Source organism: Neobacillus sp. YIM B06451 (assembly GCF_032667185.1).
Taxonomy (GTDB): Bacteria; Bacillota; Bacilli; order Bacillales; family Cytobacillaceae; genus Bacillus_D.
Map to the genome: position 1 here is coordinate 23857 of NZ_JAVFKJ010000021.1, position 14262 is coordinate 38118.

Annotated in this window: 24 protein-coding genes; 20 read left to right on the forward strand and 4 right to left on the reverse strand. The window is 39.0% G+C overall.

Features of this window, described 5'->3' with window-relative positions; translation table 11 throughout:
- Positions 1-51: 51 nt before the first annotated feature.
- Entirely contained in the window at positions 52-483 is a 432-nt protein-coding gene (locus RB160_RS22350; protein ID WP_316572678.1) for a MarR family winged helix-turn-helix transcriptional regulator, read from the reverse strand.
- Positions 484-608: 125 nt separating this feature from the next.
- On the opposite strand from RB160_RS22350, the gene RB160_RS22355 reads away from it, so the two are divergent.
- The 5 genes from RB160_RS22355 to RB160_RS22375 all read left to right on the forward strand — a co-directional run bounded on the left by RB160_RS22355 (position 609) and on the right by RB160_RS22375 (position 3491).
- Positions 609-1190 (forward strand): NAD(P)H-dependent oxidoreductase, encoded by a 582-nt coding sequence (locus RB160_RS22355; protein ID WP_396954764.1) that lies wholly within the window; start codon positions 609-611, stop codon positions 1188-1190.
- Positions 1191-1245: 55 nt separating this feature from the next.
- Positions 1246-1731 carry an SMI1/KNR4 family protein gene (locus tag RB160_RS22360; protein WP_316572683.1) on the forward strand — a complete coding sequence of 162 codons (486 nt, stop codon included), beginning with the start codon at positions 1246-1248 and terminating at the stop codon, positions 1729-1731.
- A gap of 243 nt (positions 1732-1974) precedes the next feature.
- Complete coding sequence (locus tag RB160_RS22365; protein ID WP_316572684.1) at positions 1975-2625, forward strand: RNA polymerase sigma factor; 651 nt, start codon at positions 1975-1977, stop codon at positions 2623-2625.
- Between the two features lie 57 nt (positions 2626-2682).
- The gene (locus RB160_RS22370; RefSeq protein ID WP_316572685.1) at positions 2683-3045 is read left to right on the forward strand and encodes a VOC family protein; all 363 of its coding nucleotides are present in this window, start codon (positions 2683-2685) and stop codon (positions 3043-3045) included.
- A gap of 29 nt (positions 3046-3074) precedes the next feature.
- Positions 3075-3491 (forward strand): VOC family protein, encoded by a 417-nt coding sequence (locus RB160_RS22375; RefSeq protein ID WP_316572686.1) that lies wholly within the window; start codon positions 3075-3077, stop codon positions 3489-3491.
- 594 nt (positions 3492-4085) lie between these two features.
- On the opposite strand, the gene RB160_RS22380 is transcribed toward RB160_RS22375, so the two are convergent.
- On the reverse strand, positions 4086-4385 hold the full coding sequence (locus RB160_RS22380; RefSeq protein WP_316572687.1) for a spore coat protein: 300 nt from the start codon (positions 4383-4385) through the stop codon (positions 4086-4088).
- Positions 4382-4591 carry a hypothetical protein gene (locus RB160_RS22385; protein WP_396954763.1) on the reverse strand — a complete coding sequence of 70 codons (210 nt, stop codon included), beginning with the start codon at positions 4589-4591 and terminating at the stop codon, positions 4382-4384. The genes RB160_RS22380 and RB160_RS22385 overlap by 4 nt, the downstream gene beginning before the upstream one ends.
- Before the next feature lie 154 nt (positions 4592-4745).
- Here RB160_RS22385 and RB160_RS22390 point away from each other — a divergent pair, with 154 nt between their 5' ends.
- From RB160_RS22390 to RB160_RS22400, 3 genes are read left to right on the forward strand one after another with little or no spacing between them, the layout of a single operon-like run.
- The gene (locus RB160_RS22390) at positions 4746-4955 is read left to right on the forward strand and encodes a hypothetical protein (protein ID WP_053367862.1); all 210 of its coding nucleotides are present in this window, start codon (positions 4746-4748) and stop codon (positions 4953-4955) included.
- Positions 4956-4970: 15 nt separating this feature from the next.
- Entirely contained in the window at positions 4971-5330 is a 360-nt protein-coding gene (locus RB160_RS22395; RefSeq protein ID WP_316572688.1) for a spore coat protein, read from the forward strand.
- An 18-nt stretch (positions 5331-5348) separates the two neighbouring features.
- The gene (locus RB160_RS22400) at positions 5349-6485 is read left to right on the forward strand and encodes a zinc-dependent alcohol dehydrogenase (protein ID WP_316572689.1); all 1137 of its coding nucleotides are present in this window, start codon (positions 5349-5351) and stop codon (positions 6483-6485) included.
- A gap of 182 nt (positions 6486-6667) precedes the next feature.
- Here the strand turns inward: RB160_RS22400 and RB160_RS22405 are convergent, their stop codons facing one another.
- Positions 6668-7762, reverse strand: a complete 1095-nt coding sequence (locus RB160_RS22405; protein WP_316572690.1) for an L-dopachrome tautomerase-related protein — start codon at positions 7760-7762, stop codon at positions 6668-6670.
- 468 nt (positions 7763-8230) lie between these two features.
- Between RB160_RS22405 and RB160_RS22410 the strand changes: the two genes are divergently transcribed.
- The 12 genes from RB160_RS22410 (at position 8231) to RB160_RS22465 (ending at position 14244) form a co-directional block, all read left to right on the forward strand.
- The gene (locus tag RB160_RS22410) at positions 8231-8614 is read left to right on the forward strand and encodes a VOC family protein (RefSeq protein WP_316572691.1); all 384 of its coding nucleotides are present in this window, start codon (positions 8231-8233) and stop codon (positions 8612-8614) included.
- A 487-nt stretch (positions 8615-9101) separates the two neighbouring features.
- The gene (gvpA, locus tag RB160_RS22415; RefSeq protein ID WP_316572692.1) at positions 9102-9362 is read left to right on the forward strand and encodes a gas vesicle structural protein GvpA; all 261 of its coding nucleotides are present in this window, start codon (positions 9102-9104) and stop codon (positions 9360-9362) included.
- Positions 9363-9387: 25 nt separating this feature from the next.
- On the forward strand, positions 9388-9819 hold the full coding sequence (locus RB160_RS22420; protein ID WP_316572693.1) for a gas vesicle protein GvpP: 432 nt from the start codon (positions 9388-9390) through the stop codon (positions 9817-9819).
- Between the two features lie 21 nt (positions 9820-9840).
- Positions 9841-10287: a gas vesicle protein GvpQ gene (gene gvpQ / locus RB160_RS22425; RefSeq protein WP_316572694.1), complete on the forward strand. Its 447-nt coding sequence runs from the start codon at positions 9841-9843 to the stop codon at positions 10285-10287.
- Positions 10288-10314: 27 nt separating this feature from the next.
- Positions 10315-10578, forward strand: a complete 264-nt coding sequence (gene gvpJ / locus RB160_RS22430) for a gas vesicle protein GvpJ (protein ID WP_316572695.1) — start codon at positions 10315-10317, stop codon at positions 10576-10578.
- A 69-nt stretch (positions 10579-10647) separates the two neighbouring features.
- On the forward strand, positions 10648-10908 hold the full coding sequence (gvpO, locus tag RB160_RS22435; RefSeq protein WP_316572696.1) for a gas vesicle protein GvpO: 261 nt from the start codon (positions 10648-10650) through the stop codon (positions 10906-10908).
- A 17-nt stretch (positions 10909-10925) separates the two neighbouring features.
- Positions 10926-11849: a gas vesicle protein GvpN gene (gene gvpN / locus RB160_RS22440; protein ID WP_316572697.1), complete on the forward strand. Its 924-nt coding sequence runs from the start codon at positions 10926-10928 to the stop codon at positions 11847-11849.
- 14 nt (positions 11850-11863) lie between these two features.
- The gene (locus RB160_RS22445) at positions 11864-12631 is read left to right on the forward strand and encodes a GvpL/GvpF family gas vesicle protein (RefSeq protein ID WP_316572698.1); all 768 of its coding nucleotides are present in this window, start codon (positions 11864-11866) and stop codon (positions 12629-12631) included.
- On the forward strand, positions 12631-12885 hold the full coding sequence (locus RB160_RS22450) for a gas vesicle protein GvpG (RefSeq protein WP_316572699.1): 255 nt from the start codon (positions 12631-12633) through the stop codon (positions 12883-12885). Before RB160_RS22445 ends, RB160_RS22450 begins: the two co-directional genes overlap by 1 nt.
- 13 nt (positions 12886-12898) lie before the next feature.
- Complete coding sequence (locus tag RB160_RS22455) at positions 12899-13705, forward strand: GvpL/GvpF family gas vesicle protein (protein WP_316572700.1); 807 nt, start codon at positions 12899-12901, stop codon at positions 13703-13705.
- 16 nt (positions 13706-13721) lie between these two features.
- The gene (locus tag RB160_RS22460; protein WP_316572701.1) at positions 13722-13994 is read left to right on the forward strand and encodes a gas vesicle protein; all 273 of its coding nucleotides are present in this window, start codon (positions 13722-13724) and stop codon (positions 13992-13994) included.
- Positions 13960-14244: a gas vesicle protein K gene (locus tag RB160_RS22465; protein ID WP_316572702.1), complete on the forward strand. Its 285-nt coding sequence runs from the start codon at positions 13960-13962 to the stop codon at positions 14242-14244. The genes RB160_RS22460 and RB160_RS22465 overlap by 35 nt, the downstream gene beginning before the upstream one ends.
- The last annotated feature ends 18 nt before the right edge of the window (positions 14245-14262 follow it).

Genomic DNA, 14262 nt, shown 5'->3' on the forward strand with positions numbered 1-14262 from the left:
ATGTGAAGGAGCACTTCAATTCATCTTGTAGCTCTGTCAGGGGTTATTCAATTAATCCAAAAAAAGTTTCGCCCTAAGGATATCCAACGCCCGCTCGACTTCCTCCAGGTCTTCGTTCGAAGCATGCTGAATCCGCTCTTGGAAATGTGCTTCAATCGTCGTAAAAGCATCGTTCATCATGGCTTCACCGTCTTTAGAGAGACGGATGAATTGTTTTCTCCTGTCTTCACTATCATGAACCTTTTCAATTAAATTTTTTTCGGTTAATTTTTTCAGCTCTCGGCTCGTGTTCGGCATAGACATGTTCTGGCAGTCATTGATTTCACTTGGGGTAACCGGCTGGCTGACAGCGATATATTCGAGAATGTTATATTGAATTTGGGAAATCGAATCGGGTTTCGCATTTTTTGTTAGTTCATTCTTAACCCGATGAACGGAACTTGTAAAGGATACAACCTTTTGAAAAAGAACCCTTTTGTCCACTGTCCTCACCTCTCATAAAAGATAACAAATTTGTTATCAAAAAACAACTATCAATTGATAATTAAATTTTTGCGTGGTATTATTTAGTTATCTAATGATAATTAAAGGGGTGCTGTCATTTGAACATGTTAATCATCTTTACTTACCCCAATCATAACAGTTTGAATTATGCCTTTTTGCAAAAAGTCCTTAAAGGCAGCAAGGAAAATGCAATCATCAAGGAAATTCAAGTCCTCGATTTATATGAAGAGGGCTTCAACCCTCTCCTCGTGTTTAATGAGCAAAAGCGGCGACGCGATATGCACAAGGATCCTAGAACGGAAAAATACAGGCAGCAGCTCGCTTGGGCGGACAAAATTGTTTTCATCTATCCGATTTGGTGGGGAAGGCCGCCCGCTATGCTTCTTGGCTACATTGACCAAATATTTGCGTCTAATTTCGCCTATAAAGATAAAAAAGGCTATTTTCCGGAAGGGTTGCTGAAGGGGAAGTCGGTGGTGTGCGTGTCGACCATGAAGGGACCCGCCTACTATCCATTTCTCTGGCTTAACAACGCTCATAAAATCCTCATGAAACGGGCACTGTTCCATTTCGTCGGAATCAAGAAAGTGAAGTTTTTTGAATTCGGGAACATGGAAAGCCCAAACGGGAACCAGGAGAAGAAAATGGAGAAGGTATACACATATTTCAAAAAAGTAGCCAACTAGTCGATTCATTAGAAATCCCGGCTCATTATGGTTCAATAATGGAAGGAAAAGGTGTATGGAAATTGAACTTTTGATTGATAAAATAAGAAAATTCCCAAACTGTAAAGTTCATTCTCCTTCTGGCTTTCCCGTTTTAGAAAAAGGACATCATTTGCCTAACGATTTATTTGATTTTTATAATCAATGTGGTGGAATAGACCTCTTTACCGACCGTGATTATGGGATAACAATTGTTTCTCCTAAAGAGTTTGTACTAGCAAATCCTGTTATAATAGGTGAAAAAGCTGAATATGATATTTCTTCAAATTGGTACATAATTGGGCAAGATGGTAATAACGATTACATAACAATAGACCTTGATAAGTTCCGTTTAGGTAGATGTTATGATAGTAATTGGGAAATTCACGGTGTTGCTGGGAGCTGCCCAGTAATCGCCAATTCTTTTACTGAGTTGCTTGAACGTTTGGTATTGAATAACGGTGATTATTGGTATTGGCTTCAGGACGATTTTACATCCTTAGGCGATGCCTATGATGAATAAACTGGCTGTTTATTACAATGAAGAGCTAAAGACAAAGATCGCTGTGGCGGTCTTTTTTCGTGTTAGCCTAATTGTGGAGGTTAATTCCATGAAGGATTACCGCATATTTTGTTTAACTCCTTATTTACATACTGGGGAGTTGAAGAAGGAATAAATAAAATGGAATGGCAGGACAAAGCGTTTTTTTTGTCGAATAATAATCTACATTGATTAGGTTGACCTTTTGGTAAGGAGCATGATTTAATGTCAGATTTTAATTTCGAACCATTTTTACCGGAACTTAAGAAGTATTGTTATATGTTAGCGGGTACACCATGGAATGGGGAAGATTTATTCCAGGATACTTTAATAAAACTCTTAACGAATAACGCGGCCCTTTCTGAACACCCCAACCCGAAAGGATATATTTTTAAGATTGCAACGAATCAGTGGTATGACACAACTAGGAAAACAAAGCGTGAGATTGTAGGAATCAACAATGATTTTGAATTAGCAACTTTTGATAATAGTCTATTGGAATCAGTAGAAATTCTAATTTCTCTTTTACCGTTTAAGCAAGCAGCTACTCTATTACTTAAAGAATATTTTGGGTTTACTTCAAATGAGATTGCAAAGTTGCTGGACATGACTTCAGGTGGAGTAAAGGCAGCAATCAATAGAGGGAGAAATAATCTCGCCAAATTAGAAAAATTCCAGCAAACCAATGAGGACCCCACTCCTAACCTTCTGAATCGAATGTTGAATGGTCTGCGACAAAACGATTTTAAAAGTGTAGTTTCTACATACCACCTTTTAGTTTCAAGAGGAATTAAAATTAAAAAATCGGATGGCCATTTTATATTTGAACTAGTAGACCCGGATGGCAATCGTTTTTGGGTTAATGAAAAAATTTAAAAGTGCCCGTATCCTTTTTTGTTTTTTATCCGTTATTAAAGTAGGAGGTGAGTTTGAATGAAATCTGTTAAACGGATAGATGCTGTTTTTGTTCCGGTTACCAATCTGGAAAGTTCAGAAAGATGGTATATCAACACATTCCCTTTTAAAGTCGTCTACCGAAGCAGCGATGGTCTATATGTAGGCTTTCGTTTTATCGATGACGGGGAAACTAAAACAGCTTTAACTCTTTATAAAGTTGAGAAGATGCCTGAACCTAAACATATTGCATTCAACTTTTATTGTGATGATGTTGACGGGTATCATAATTATTTATCCAATCAAAATTACAGAGTAAGCGAAATTCACGGAGGAGACGGAATGCGGTTTTTTGACCTTTACGATCCCGATGGAAATGGATTGGGGATCGTAACATTTTAAGGGGAATTTACTAATAGGGAGTGTAAAGAATGAGTACATATATTCAAAGAGTAGGAACTACATATATACCTGTGACTGATCCAGAAAAATCGTCAATATGGTATCAAGAGAAACTCGGTGCCGTTGAAAATTTTCGGAATTATGATAAGGCAATTTTAGATTTTGCTCATCAAAGTTTCTTCCTTGTAAAGGCTAAACCAGGAGAGGCTGCTAAATTTTTAGATGTTCATGGAAAGGACCATTTTACAGTGACTTTCGAAGTAGATGGATATAATCTTTTAGTAGAGTTCCATAATTACCTTGAAAAGCAAGGAGTCAATGTTGGTGAAATTGAAGATCGTGGTCATGCGGGAAACAATTTTGTTTTTTATGATTTGGATGGAAATTTATTTGATGTATGGAGCGAACTAAGTCCTTCTTTTAAGGAATTGCATGGAGCAAAGTAGTAAGAGAATTTGGTGTCATATGCCAAAATGAGATAATAAAAAAGCTATGTTAGATAATATTGATGATAATGACCATAAAACAAGGACCCGATGGGGTCCTTGTTTTAATTACTTATTGAAGATTAGCACCGTTATGTTTAAGTAGATTTATTCACAAATTTTGATTCATTACAGGAGCGCTGCCCCGTTTTAGGTTGTTATGATCAACGGCGTGAAAAGCATATGCAACAGACAAACGGATTAAATGCTTTTCCCCGTATACAAAGACTATGGCATTCAGGCAAAACTGCAGTTCACTATTTTGGCAGAAATAACTACTCTAAACACAGATTTTTGAAGGAATACTTTATCATTCAGCCACTGCCTAAAAGCCATCCGCGAACCATCCTTTTTTTCAAAAAATAAACAATACCGGAGTAGCCATCTGGTATCTTCTAAGGTCCTTTTAGATTATCTTTAAACAATATTAACCAAAAGGTCATATCCTATAAAAGAATAAACCTGTGCAGATTAATTCTACACAGGCAGATTCGTAAGTCCTCACTTTGTTAAGGTCCGCTATGAAGTCCTCTATTATCTTAATAAACAAAAAGCCTATTGCTGTGCCAGGTTTGTTGCTGTTTGTGATGCGGTTAAATCAACCTGCAACTGCTCACTTAGATTATGCGGATGATAGTATCCTTTTGACATCATATAGCTGGTTATATTTTCATGAGTTTGAATAGCAGCCTGTAACTGTTCCCTCAATACTGTTCTTAATTCCGGGGTAGCTGCTTCTGTTATTGCAATTGTGTAATTCCTTATTCCTGCTTTAGCCGACATTAAGAAATCATTTGCGATAACCTGGTCCGTCATACCACCCATTCCTACCATGTTTTGGATAAATTGATTCATTGGTTGGCCTCCCTATTTGTTAAGATTTGCTGCAATTGCTGAATATGCTGTTGTCCTGTCGAAACATCATTTGAAAGAATTGTTTTTAACTCTTCATCCTGTGCCAAAGGACCCATTGTTGTTGATTTGGTTAAACATAGGTTTTTAAAGGTTAACAATTCGTGTACTTCCAGAGTCTCATGCAATCCTAGATATTTGACCATCATATTCACTCCTTTTGTGTTTTTGTACCTACTTATTTATTTGAATGACTTTAATGGAATATTCATGTCAAAAAATAAAATCGCTCATGCATTGTGTATAAAAAGAAATCCTCATTGGGAAAATACTTTTGATTAAAAAAGTGGAGGTGAAGAGTTGGTGGACCAGCAAAAGTTGGCACTACACGAAACTTTGGAGACACATGAAATCATCAATCTGAAAACTGTTTGTTTGCTGAGATCTAAATTAATGCAAGGGATTTGCTTTAATAATGAGTTAAAACAGTTAATGCAGAAAGATGTTCAACAATCAACAGAAGCGATAAATGAGCTACTGCCTTTTTATAAACAGAGTGAAATTCTTCATTAATCAGGAGGTGGAATCATGAAAGACTATCTAGACCCGAGAAACGCGGAAGGCATGCCGAATTTGGCTGATTCTGCATTTGCTTTGGATTTCTTGCTTTCTGTAAAAAATGGTATTCGTAATTATGGATTTGCGATTGCAGAAGTTGCGAATCCGGAACTTAAAAGAGTATTAACTAAACAATTGATGCAAGCAATTGATCTACACGGAGAAATTTCCGACTTAATGATCGAGAGAAAATGGCTTCACCCCTATAATTTTAAGGAGCAGTATCCAGTTGATTTAAAAGGAGCAGAGACAGCCGTTCAAATTGGCCAAATGACTCTCTTCCATAATGACACCGACCGGGGCGGAATGTTCGCTACTCCAAATGAATAAAAGGAGGGAAATACTTAGATGAAAGCTGTTACCTATCAAGGGATTAAAAATGTAGAAGTAAGAGAAGTTAAAGATCCCACAATTAAGAATTCCGATGATATTATAGTTAAAATAACAAGTTCCGCAATTTGTGGGTCGGACCTTCATTTAATTCATGGTATGATTCCCAGCATGCCTACTGACTTTGTCATCGGGCATGAGCCGATGGGGATTGTTGAGGAAGTAGGGCCAGATGTAAGGAATTTAAAAAAAGGTGACCGGGTCATTATCCCTTTCAATGTGAGTTGCGGATCGTGCTGGTATTGTCAGCATGATTTAACCAGCCAATGTGATAATTCCAACCCTCATGGTGACATGGGCGGATTCTTCGGCTACTCTGAACTTACTGGCGGTTATGCTGGCGGGCAAGCTGAGTATATGCGTGTCCCTTACGGAAACTTTACGCCTTTTAAAATTCCCGAAGCTTGCGAAATTGAAGATGAAAAGCTTTGTTTAATTGCCGATGCAGCTTCAACCGCCTACTGGTCGGTAGACCATGCCGGCGTAAAAGAGGGAGATACAGTCATAGTGCTTGGTTGCGGCCCGGTTGGACTGCTTGCCCAAAAATTTGCCTGGTACAAAGGAGCAAAAAGGGTTATTGCTGTAGATTACATTGACTACCGGCTGCAGCATGCCAAGAAACACAACAAGGTTGAGATTGTGAATTTTGAACAGCATGAAAACACCGGTCAGTACCTAAAGGAAATTACAAAGGGCGGAGCAGATATAGTCATAGATGCTGTCGGTATGGATGGAAAGTGGACCGAAATGGAATTTCTTGCAAGCGGACTAAAGCTTCAGGGCGGAGCGATGGGGGCGATTGTAATTGCCAGCCAGGCGGTTAGAAAAGGCGGTACCGTCCAAATAACAGGCGTTTATGGAGGACGATACAATGCTTTTCCGCTTGGAGACTTCTTCCAGAGAAATATCGATTTAAAAATGGGACAGGCACCAGTAATTCCGTATATGCCTTTCCTATATGACCTGTTCAATTCCGGAAAAGTAGATCCTAGCGATGTTATTACACACGTTCTCCCCCTCGATCAGGCTAAGCATGGATATGAGGTTTTCGACACAAAAACAGAAGATTGCATCAAAGTTGTATTAAAACCTTAAAAAACAGACAGCCCAGTGAGTTTAAGACTGGGTTTTGTTGTATCACTGGAAAAGTACTGATCTCTCCCCGTTTTTCATCCTCTTCAACGAAATCACAATTGGAGTGTTATTAAAAGAAAAGGCTAGCAGTGGCTGAATAACATCTAAATGGCCTACTGCTGTGAAGGAAGTATCCATTATTATTAAAAGGCTGGAGCAGGTAATTCGCCGATTTTCATACGAAGTAAACTATAAGGTTTTTCTCGTAAATCTCTTCCATAATGAAATCTGGCTTGCCGATGTAATTGGTTTACAATGACATATAAGTATCCATCAGGGCCAATTGAAAAAGTATCCGGCCAAAGTAATCTTGGATCATGTGCAATGGTTTCCATCGCTCCATTCGGTAATATCTTTCGAATACTGTTATTTTCATAATCACCAGCATAAACGATTCCTTTTGCATCGGTAATCATTCCATCAGATGCACCTTTCTCTCCCCGATACTTCACATGATAAATTAAATCTGCATCCGGTATGGACCGGTCTCTTAGGACTTCTGTTGAAATCGAAAACAGATGACGACTGGTGAGTGGGCAAAAAAATAATACCTTGCCATCGGGAGAAATTGCAATTCCATCAGAAGCCAGCCTAAATGGGGAGGTTGAGCCATCTTTGTTTCGATTCATCAAAATTTTGCCTTCTACTTTCGGCAAAATAAAGGGATCGGGTGAAGTTGGATTTGCCCCATTTAACCGTCTAAATGCTGTTCCAGTTTCTAAATCAACCACGATAATAGCTCCTGGTCCTGTAGATGAGGAATCGGTAATATATGCATATCCGGCTCTACCAACACGAAAATCAAATCGGACATCATTCAGGTAAGTTGTTGGCAGGAGAACATCTTCTGTAAAGGAATACACTCTTCTAATTGTATTGGTTTTTAACTCAACAGCGACTAATTTTGCTCCGCCTTTAATAGGTTCAGAGAAATTGGGTGCGGCTGTATCTAATACCCAAAGCGTTCCCCTTCCATCAGTAACTACACTTTGGACACTGATGAAAGTCATTTTAATATTCTCGGGGTTAAACAAATTCGTTTGTAAATTAGGATAAGGCTGCAATTTATCATCAACAATTTCCGCCACAGTAAAATTAACTTCGTCTCCCCATTTCGGAAAACAAATAAAAATACGCCCTGTTTCTGAAACACTAACACCAGTGGGCATTGCCCCAAAAAATGTATAAACAAGTTCTAACTTACCGAAATATTTTTCAATAGGTAGCATAGGTTTCATGATATCCTCCTCAACCATTTAAACCGGATATCACCTATATATGATTTTTATTTTTTCTAGTGCATGTTTCTTAATAAGTTTTTCAATACAAAAAGATGATGGTATGATTGTTTGCGAAATTTATAAATTCTGTCAGGTGAAATGAATGCCTGTATTCTTTAAAGGAAATGACAAGTTGAAGAATTTCAGGTATTAAACAGCCGCAACATCTGGATTCCCAGCTTCACATTAAAGTTATATATAAATACCTCTTCCTTTATTTGCTCCTGCTCAGTAATTGATTCTGAATTTCCCGTTGAACCATCTTGAAAAATTATTTTATCTACATTTTCAACTTTTTCATCCTTATAAAATTCCTAATGTTTGTGTTCCCGTACCAGCACAAGCAGACAGCATAAATAAACGGGCAGGAATTTTTAATTATCCCGTGGAAATTAAATGGTATTATCCGTCGGAGGTGTATGCTAATTGTCAAAAGCAATTGAAAACAGGATTGATACGATTTTTGTTCACGTAACGGATTTAGAACGTTCAGTACGATGGTATAGTGAATTACTTGGGTTGGAGGTAAGGGAGGGGAAACGTAATGGACCTATATATACCTTGAATATGGGAGACGGACGCCCTGGTATAACCCTTGATAACCATTGTTTTGATAAAGATTATAGTTTTATCCCATCAAATCAACCGCTCTTTAACCTTAGTGCAACTGACATAAACGAAGCTTTTATCCATGTTACTAATATTGGTGCTGAGATAGTAACTGATATCATAACATATCCCGATTTGGCTGAGTTCTCCATTAAAGATCCTGATGGTAATATCATTATGGTGTGTACTTGTTTCAGTTGATTACAAGTTATTTATTGAAGTAAAGCGGATAACGTTAGTCAACTAACCGCCTTTTTTAGGAGGTGGTTTTCTAGTAGTCCAGAATCAACATCAAGGTTTAATATAGCCAATTGAAAAGGTACCATCTCCTAATGTTAATACCGTAGCGTACAATAAAGACTCAGTTATTTTCGAATCCCCATACCAATACCTTAGCTATAAGGAAAGAATATACCAAAAGCTTTCATCCTTACGGGATGGGGGCTTTTTTTATGTAAGGAGTGGTTGTGAAAGAATGGTCCTATTGCTTTGGGAACAAGTCTTTATCAAGGCATTCTCTTAATAAAGTTTCATTATCAAATAGAGGAATTCCTAAATATGTCTTAAGTGGTAGATTAAATTTTTCGCTAATTTTCGTTTATCTTCACTACGTAGCGGTAAAAGGCACTATAAGCGCTAAAGAAAATACCTGCCCGGCGGCCTAAGCTGGAAAGAAAGGAGACTTGGGATGAGCGTTCAAAAGAGTACGGATAGTTCAAGCCTGGCAGAAGTAATAGACAGGATTCTCGACAAAGGAATAGTGATTGATGCTTTTGCAAGAGTCTCGCTTTTAGGGGTTGAAATATTGACGGTTGAAGCGAGGGTTGTCATAGCCAGTGTAGATACATGGCTGCGCTATGCAGAAGCTGTTGGGCTTCTTAAGGATGAAGCCAACAGGAGCAGTTTTACAAGAGATGGTAAAGAGGGAATCCCTCAATTTAGTTTTTAAAGTAATCAGAAAGGGGCAATTATGTATGCCTGAATTGGAATATAACCAGCATTTACAGGAACCGGATCAACAAGAAGAAAAAACGGAAAATGGAAATTTTTCATTTAATCTTGCATTAGTTGGCGGGATTGTGGGCGCAGGGCTTGGGTTGCTCTCAACCCAGGAAACGAGTAAAAAAGCCTTTAAAAATTTCATTCAGTCTGAGTTTGTAAAGAATACAAGCCAGGAACTGAAAAAAGCTGCTCAAGAAATTATCACCACCCAGGCCCAAAAAAGCATCAGTCAGATTGCATCCAATTATCTCGAAAACACTGATGCAGGTTCAGCCGCAATCGAAAAAGTGGGCACTCACAAATTTGAAGAAATAAAAGAAGAAAATAAAAATCTGAATGACCGCCTTGACCGTATTGAAGAAATGCTCTCAAAACTCGCTGAGTCGAGAATCGAGAACGCTTAATAACACAAAGGGGGAAATGTGGTGGGAGAACGCCTGAAAAAAGCAGCCGGAAAAGTTGCGAAAGAAATTATCGAACACACCCCCAAGCCAATAAAGGAAAAGGTTAAAACAGAATTTGTTGAAAAAGCAAAAGAAAACGCTGTTGAAAATTTTCAGGAAAAAGCGGAAAGCTTCACTGAGAAATTAGAAGAAAAACGGGAACATTTTGCTGAAAACCTTCACGATAAGGCCCAAGAAGCAAAAGAGAAAACCCAGGATGCCCTCCTTACTGCCAGGGAAAAGGTAGGCAGTGCAAAAGAGGCAGGGGAGGAACTCCAGGAAAAACTGTCCTCTTCCCAAAAAAAGAAAGAACGCAAAGTTAAAGGAATAAGCCATATAAAAAGTGCCAGCAGCATTAAGGGGACCAACGATATTAAGGGGGCTGCCAATATCAAGTCATCAAATGACATTAAAACAATGGGCTCCTGATTTAACATCCAGAAAGGAGAATCAAGAATGGCTGTTCAAAAAAGTACAGATAGTTCAAGTCTTGCAGAGGTTATCGATAGGATTCTGGATAAAGGGATTGTTATAGATGCATTTGTTAGAGTATCCGTTGTAGGGATTGAAATTCTGACGGTTGAAGCGAGGGTAGTTATTGCAAGTGTGGATACGTGGCTCCGATATGCAGAAGCGGTAGGGCTGCTTAGAGATGAAGTACAAGAGAAGGGGCTTCCTTCCCAGGAAAATGAAAGAAGCAACGCCAGGTTTAGTATTTAGGATGATGGGTAGGTGTCAGGGTATGTATTACATATACCCTGGCACTTATTTAAAAAGTGGAGGCAGGCAATGGAAATTAAAAAGATTATAGGGAATGTGACGGAGTTTTTTAATGAGTTTGTTGCACCCGTCCATAAGATTACCTCAATAGAAGATGCTGAAAACGGCTGGAAGCTCACCGTTGAAGTAATAGAAGAAAAAGAATACATGAAAAAGTATGCAAAGGATGAAATGATAGGCGTTTATGAAGTCTGCCTGAATCAGGAGAAAGAAATTTCTTCCTATAAACGGAGGGAGCTGCGATTCAGAAGCTCCATTAACCAAGAATAGTAGGACGTGGTAAAAGAGTGACTGTCTTGAAGCAGAGCAATAAACAGAATAAGCCACCAATTACTATCGACGATAATACGCAGGATTTATTGCTGCGATCTCAACGGTATTTGGCTGCCGGTTATCCTGTGCATTTTACAGGCCCCTCTGGAGTAGGGAAAACGTCGCTTGCACTTGCTCTGGCTAAAAAGCGGAAGAGGCCGGTCATGTTGATTCATGGAAACCATGAATTAAATAATAAAGACCTTATTGGTGACTTTACTGGCTATACAAGCAAAAAGGTTGTGGATAACTACATCAGATCCGTCTATAAAAAAGATGAAAGCCTGACGGAAGTATGGAAGGATGGCCGTTTACTAGAGGCGGTTAAAAATGGGTACACCCTTATTTATGACGAATTTACCCGTTCCAAACCCACAACAAACAATATTTTCCTGTCATTGCTTGAAGAAGGGATTCTCCCGCTTTATGGAACAAAAATGACTGAGCCATTTATCCGCGTCCATCCGGAATTCAGGGTAATTTTTACGAGCAATCCTTCCGAGTATGCAGGGGTTTACAAAACTCAGGATGCACTGCTGGATCGGCTCATTACCATTTATATTGACCACAAGGAAAGTGAGCAGGAAGCCAAAATCGTTATGGAGAAAACCGGCATAAAGATCGAGGAAGCCAGATTCATAACTTCACTAGTTGGGGAACTGCGCAAAAGCTGTAAAGAAGCAGACGGACCAAGTTTGAGAGCTTCTTTAATGATTGCGAGTCTGGCAGAGAACGCAAAAACGCCTATAAAAGGGAAAAATCCAGAATTTCAACGGCTTTGCATTGATATAGTAGGCCATCAACTCAGTAAGTGCTTTAAAGAGGAGGCTCAGCCTACTAAAAAAGCAGAAGAGCTGATTATTACAGTATGTGAGAGCATCAAGAAAAATGAGGAGTAAAGGGGAAGTATAACATGAATCAGGAAGAGCAAATGGGTATTTATATCTTTTGTGGAATTCAGACGGATTCGAATGAAACGTTTGGTGAAATCGAGTTTGAAGGAGAGAAACGGGAACTTTTTGTTATCCGCTATAAAGATTCGGGAATGGTCGCAGCGGAAGCGCCTATAAAAATCTATCAGCCAAACAAGGATAACCTTATGATGCACCAAAAAGCTGTATCCCTTGTAATGAACCAAAATGATACCGTTATTCCCGTCAGTTTTGGGAACGTCTTCCATACAAAGGGAGATGTTGAGGTACTTCTGGAAAATCTATATCCACAGTTTCAGGAGCTTTTTCCTGCAATAAAAGGAAAGATCGAACTGGGGTTAAAAGTCATCGGAAAACAGGATTGGCTTGAATCAAAGATTAAGAAAAACTCGAAGGCAGGCGCTTTGGCAAACGCTGTCCAGGGGAAATCTGAAGCAGCCAGTTATTATGAACGGATCCAACTGGGCGGAATGGCACAAAATCTTATTAAATCTCTTCAAAAGGAGATTGAGCTGGAAGTACTTCAGCCATTAACCAAACTGGCAGAAGCCTCTAAAACAAATAACCCAATAAGCGAAAAAATGTTGCTTAATGCATCATTTTTAATAGACCGGGATAAAGAGCAAATATTCGATGAACAAGTGAATGCGGTTCATGAAAAATGGAAGGATAAGGTCGAGTTTAACTACAGCGGTCCCTGGCCAGCCTATAATTTTGTCAACATCAGATTAACGGTTGAGAATGCCTGATGCTACACAAATTGGTTTCCGCCCCCATCAACCTCGTTATTAAAATTGCTGAAAAGGTGAAAGAGGAGGCGGATAAAGAACTTTACGACCTTCCAACCATTCAGCAAAAACTCATCCAGCTTCAAATGATGTATGAATTGGATGAAATCCCGGAGGAAGCCTACAAAGCAAAAGAACAAGAATTGATGGTTCGATATGAAATAGCAAAACAGAAAGAAATGGACCAATGGCAGGAAATGACAAAAAAGAAGTGAGGAAGACAGGAGTATGGGCGATCTGATTTATTTATATGGGTTGGTCCCAACAAAAGAAGCGCAAGACAGGTCGCTTCCGGATTATAAGGGATTTGACGGCAGCAGGGAAATCTATTCCCTTTCCATCGGAAATATTACAGCGGTAGTGTGCAAGCTTGATTCAACGGAATACAGCGAAGAATCCATTGAAGACAGGATCAATAACGATATGGAGTGGCTTCAGGAAAAAGCATTCCATCATCATGAAACGGTTTTAAATCTATCAAAAATGTTCACTATTATTCCATTAAAATTTTGCACGTTATACAAAAGTGAGGACAGCCTAGAACAGGCGGTACAGTCTAATGCAGTGAAAATGGAACAAACCTTTTCTTTACTGGCAAATAATGAAGAATGGAATGTAAAGATTTACTGTAATGACCAGTTGTTAAAACAACAGGTAAATGAGACCAATCCTGCGATTGAAGAAAAAAGGGCGGAAATAAGCCAATTATCCAAAGGAAAGCAATTCTTTGAAAAGAAAAAACTTGAAACATTAATCGAAACAGAGCTTGAGGAAGAAAAAAACCGGGTAAGCGAAAAAGTCCATCTGCACCTTAATGAAATCGCCCTTGAGGGAAATGTCAAAAAAACCTGGGGCAAAGATGTAACAGGAAGAAAAGACAATATGGCCTGGAATGGTGTGTACCTTATTCCTAAATCCAATGTGGAGCCTTTTTTAGAACGAATCCAGCAATATGAAAAAGAACTGAAAGATACAGGATGGCACTTTGAGGTGACCGGACCCTGGCCAGCCTACCATTTTTCAAGCTTTTCATAAATAAGGATTGATAGATATGTCACTTAGAGAATCAATAGAGAATAAGGAAATCGCCCTGATTGATATTCTGGATGTGATCCTTGATAAAGGAGTGGCCCTAAGAGCGGATTTGGTCATTTCCATTGCAGGGGTCGACCTGGTTTATCTTGATCTCCGGGTCTTGATCGCTTCGGTTGAATCACTAGTTCAGGCACAGCAGAAAGGAAAAACGATATCTTCGGAACAATTCGACGTGCAAAGGGAGGAGCTGCTGCATGCAACCGGCCAGCCAAACAAATGGAAAAATTAATCTGGATCCTGATAATGCGGAACATGGATTGGCTCAGCTTGTTTTGACTGTAATTGAGCTTTTAAGGCAAATTGTCGAAAGGCACGCAATAAGGCGTGTTGAAGGCGGAACCCTTACAGATGAGCAAATCGAAAATTTGGGTGAAGCGCTGATGAATCTGGAAGAAAAAATGGAAGAGTTAAAAGAAATATTCGGCTTGGATGATGATGACTTGAATATTGATCTGGGTCCTTTAGGAAGCTTACTCTAACAAGCCTAAGGAGGACGA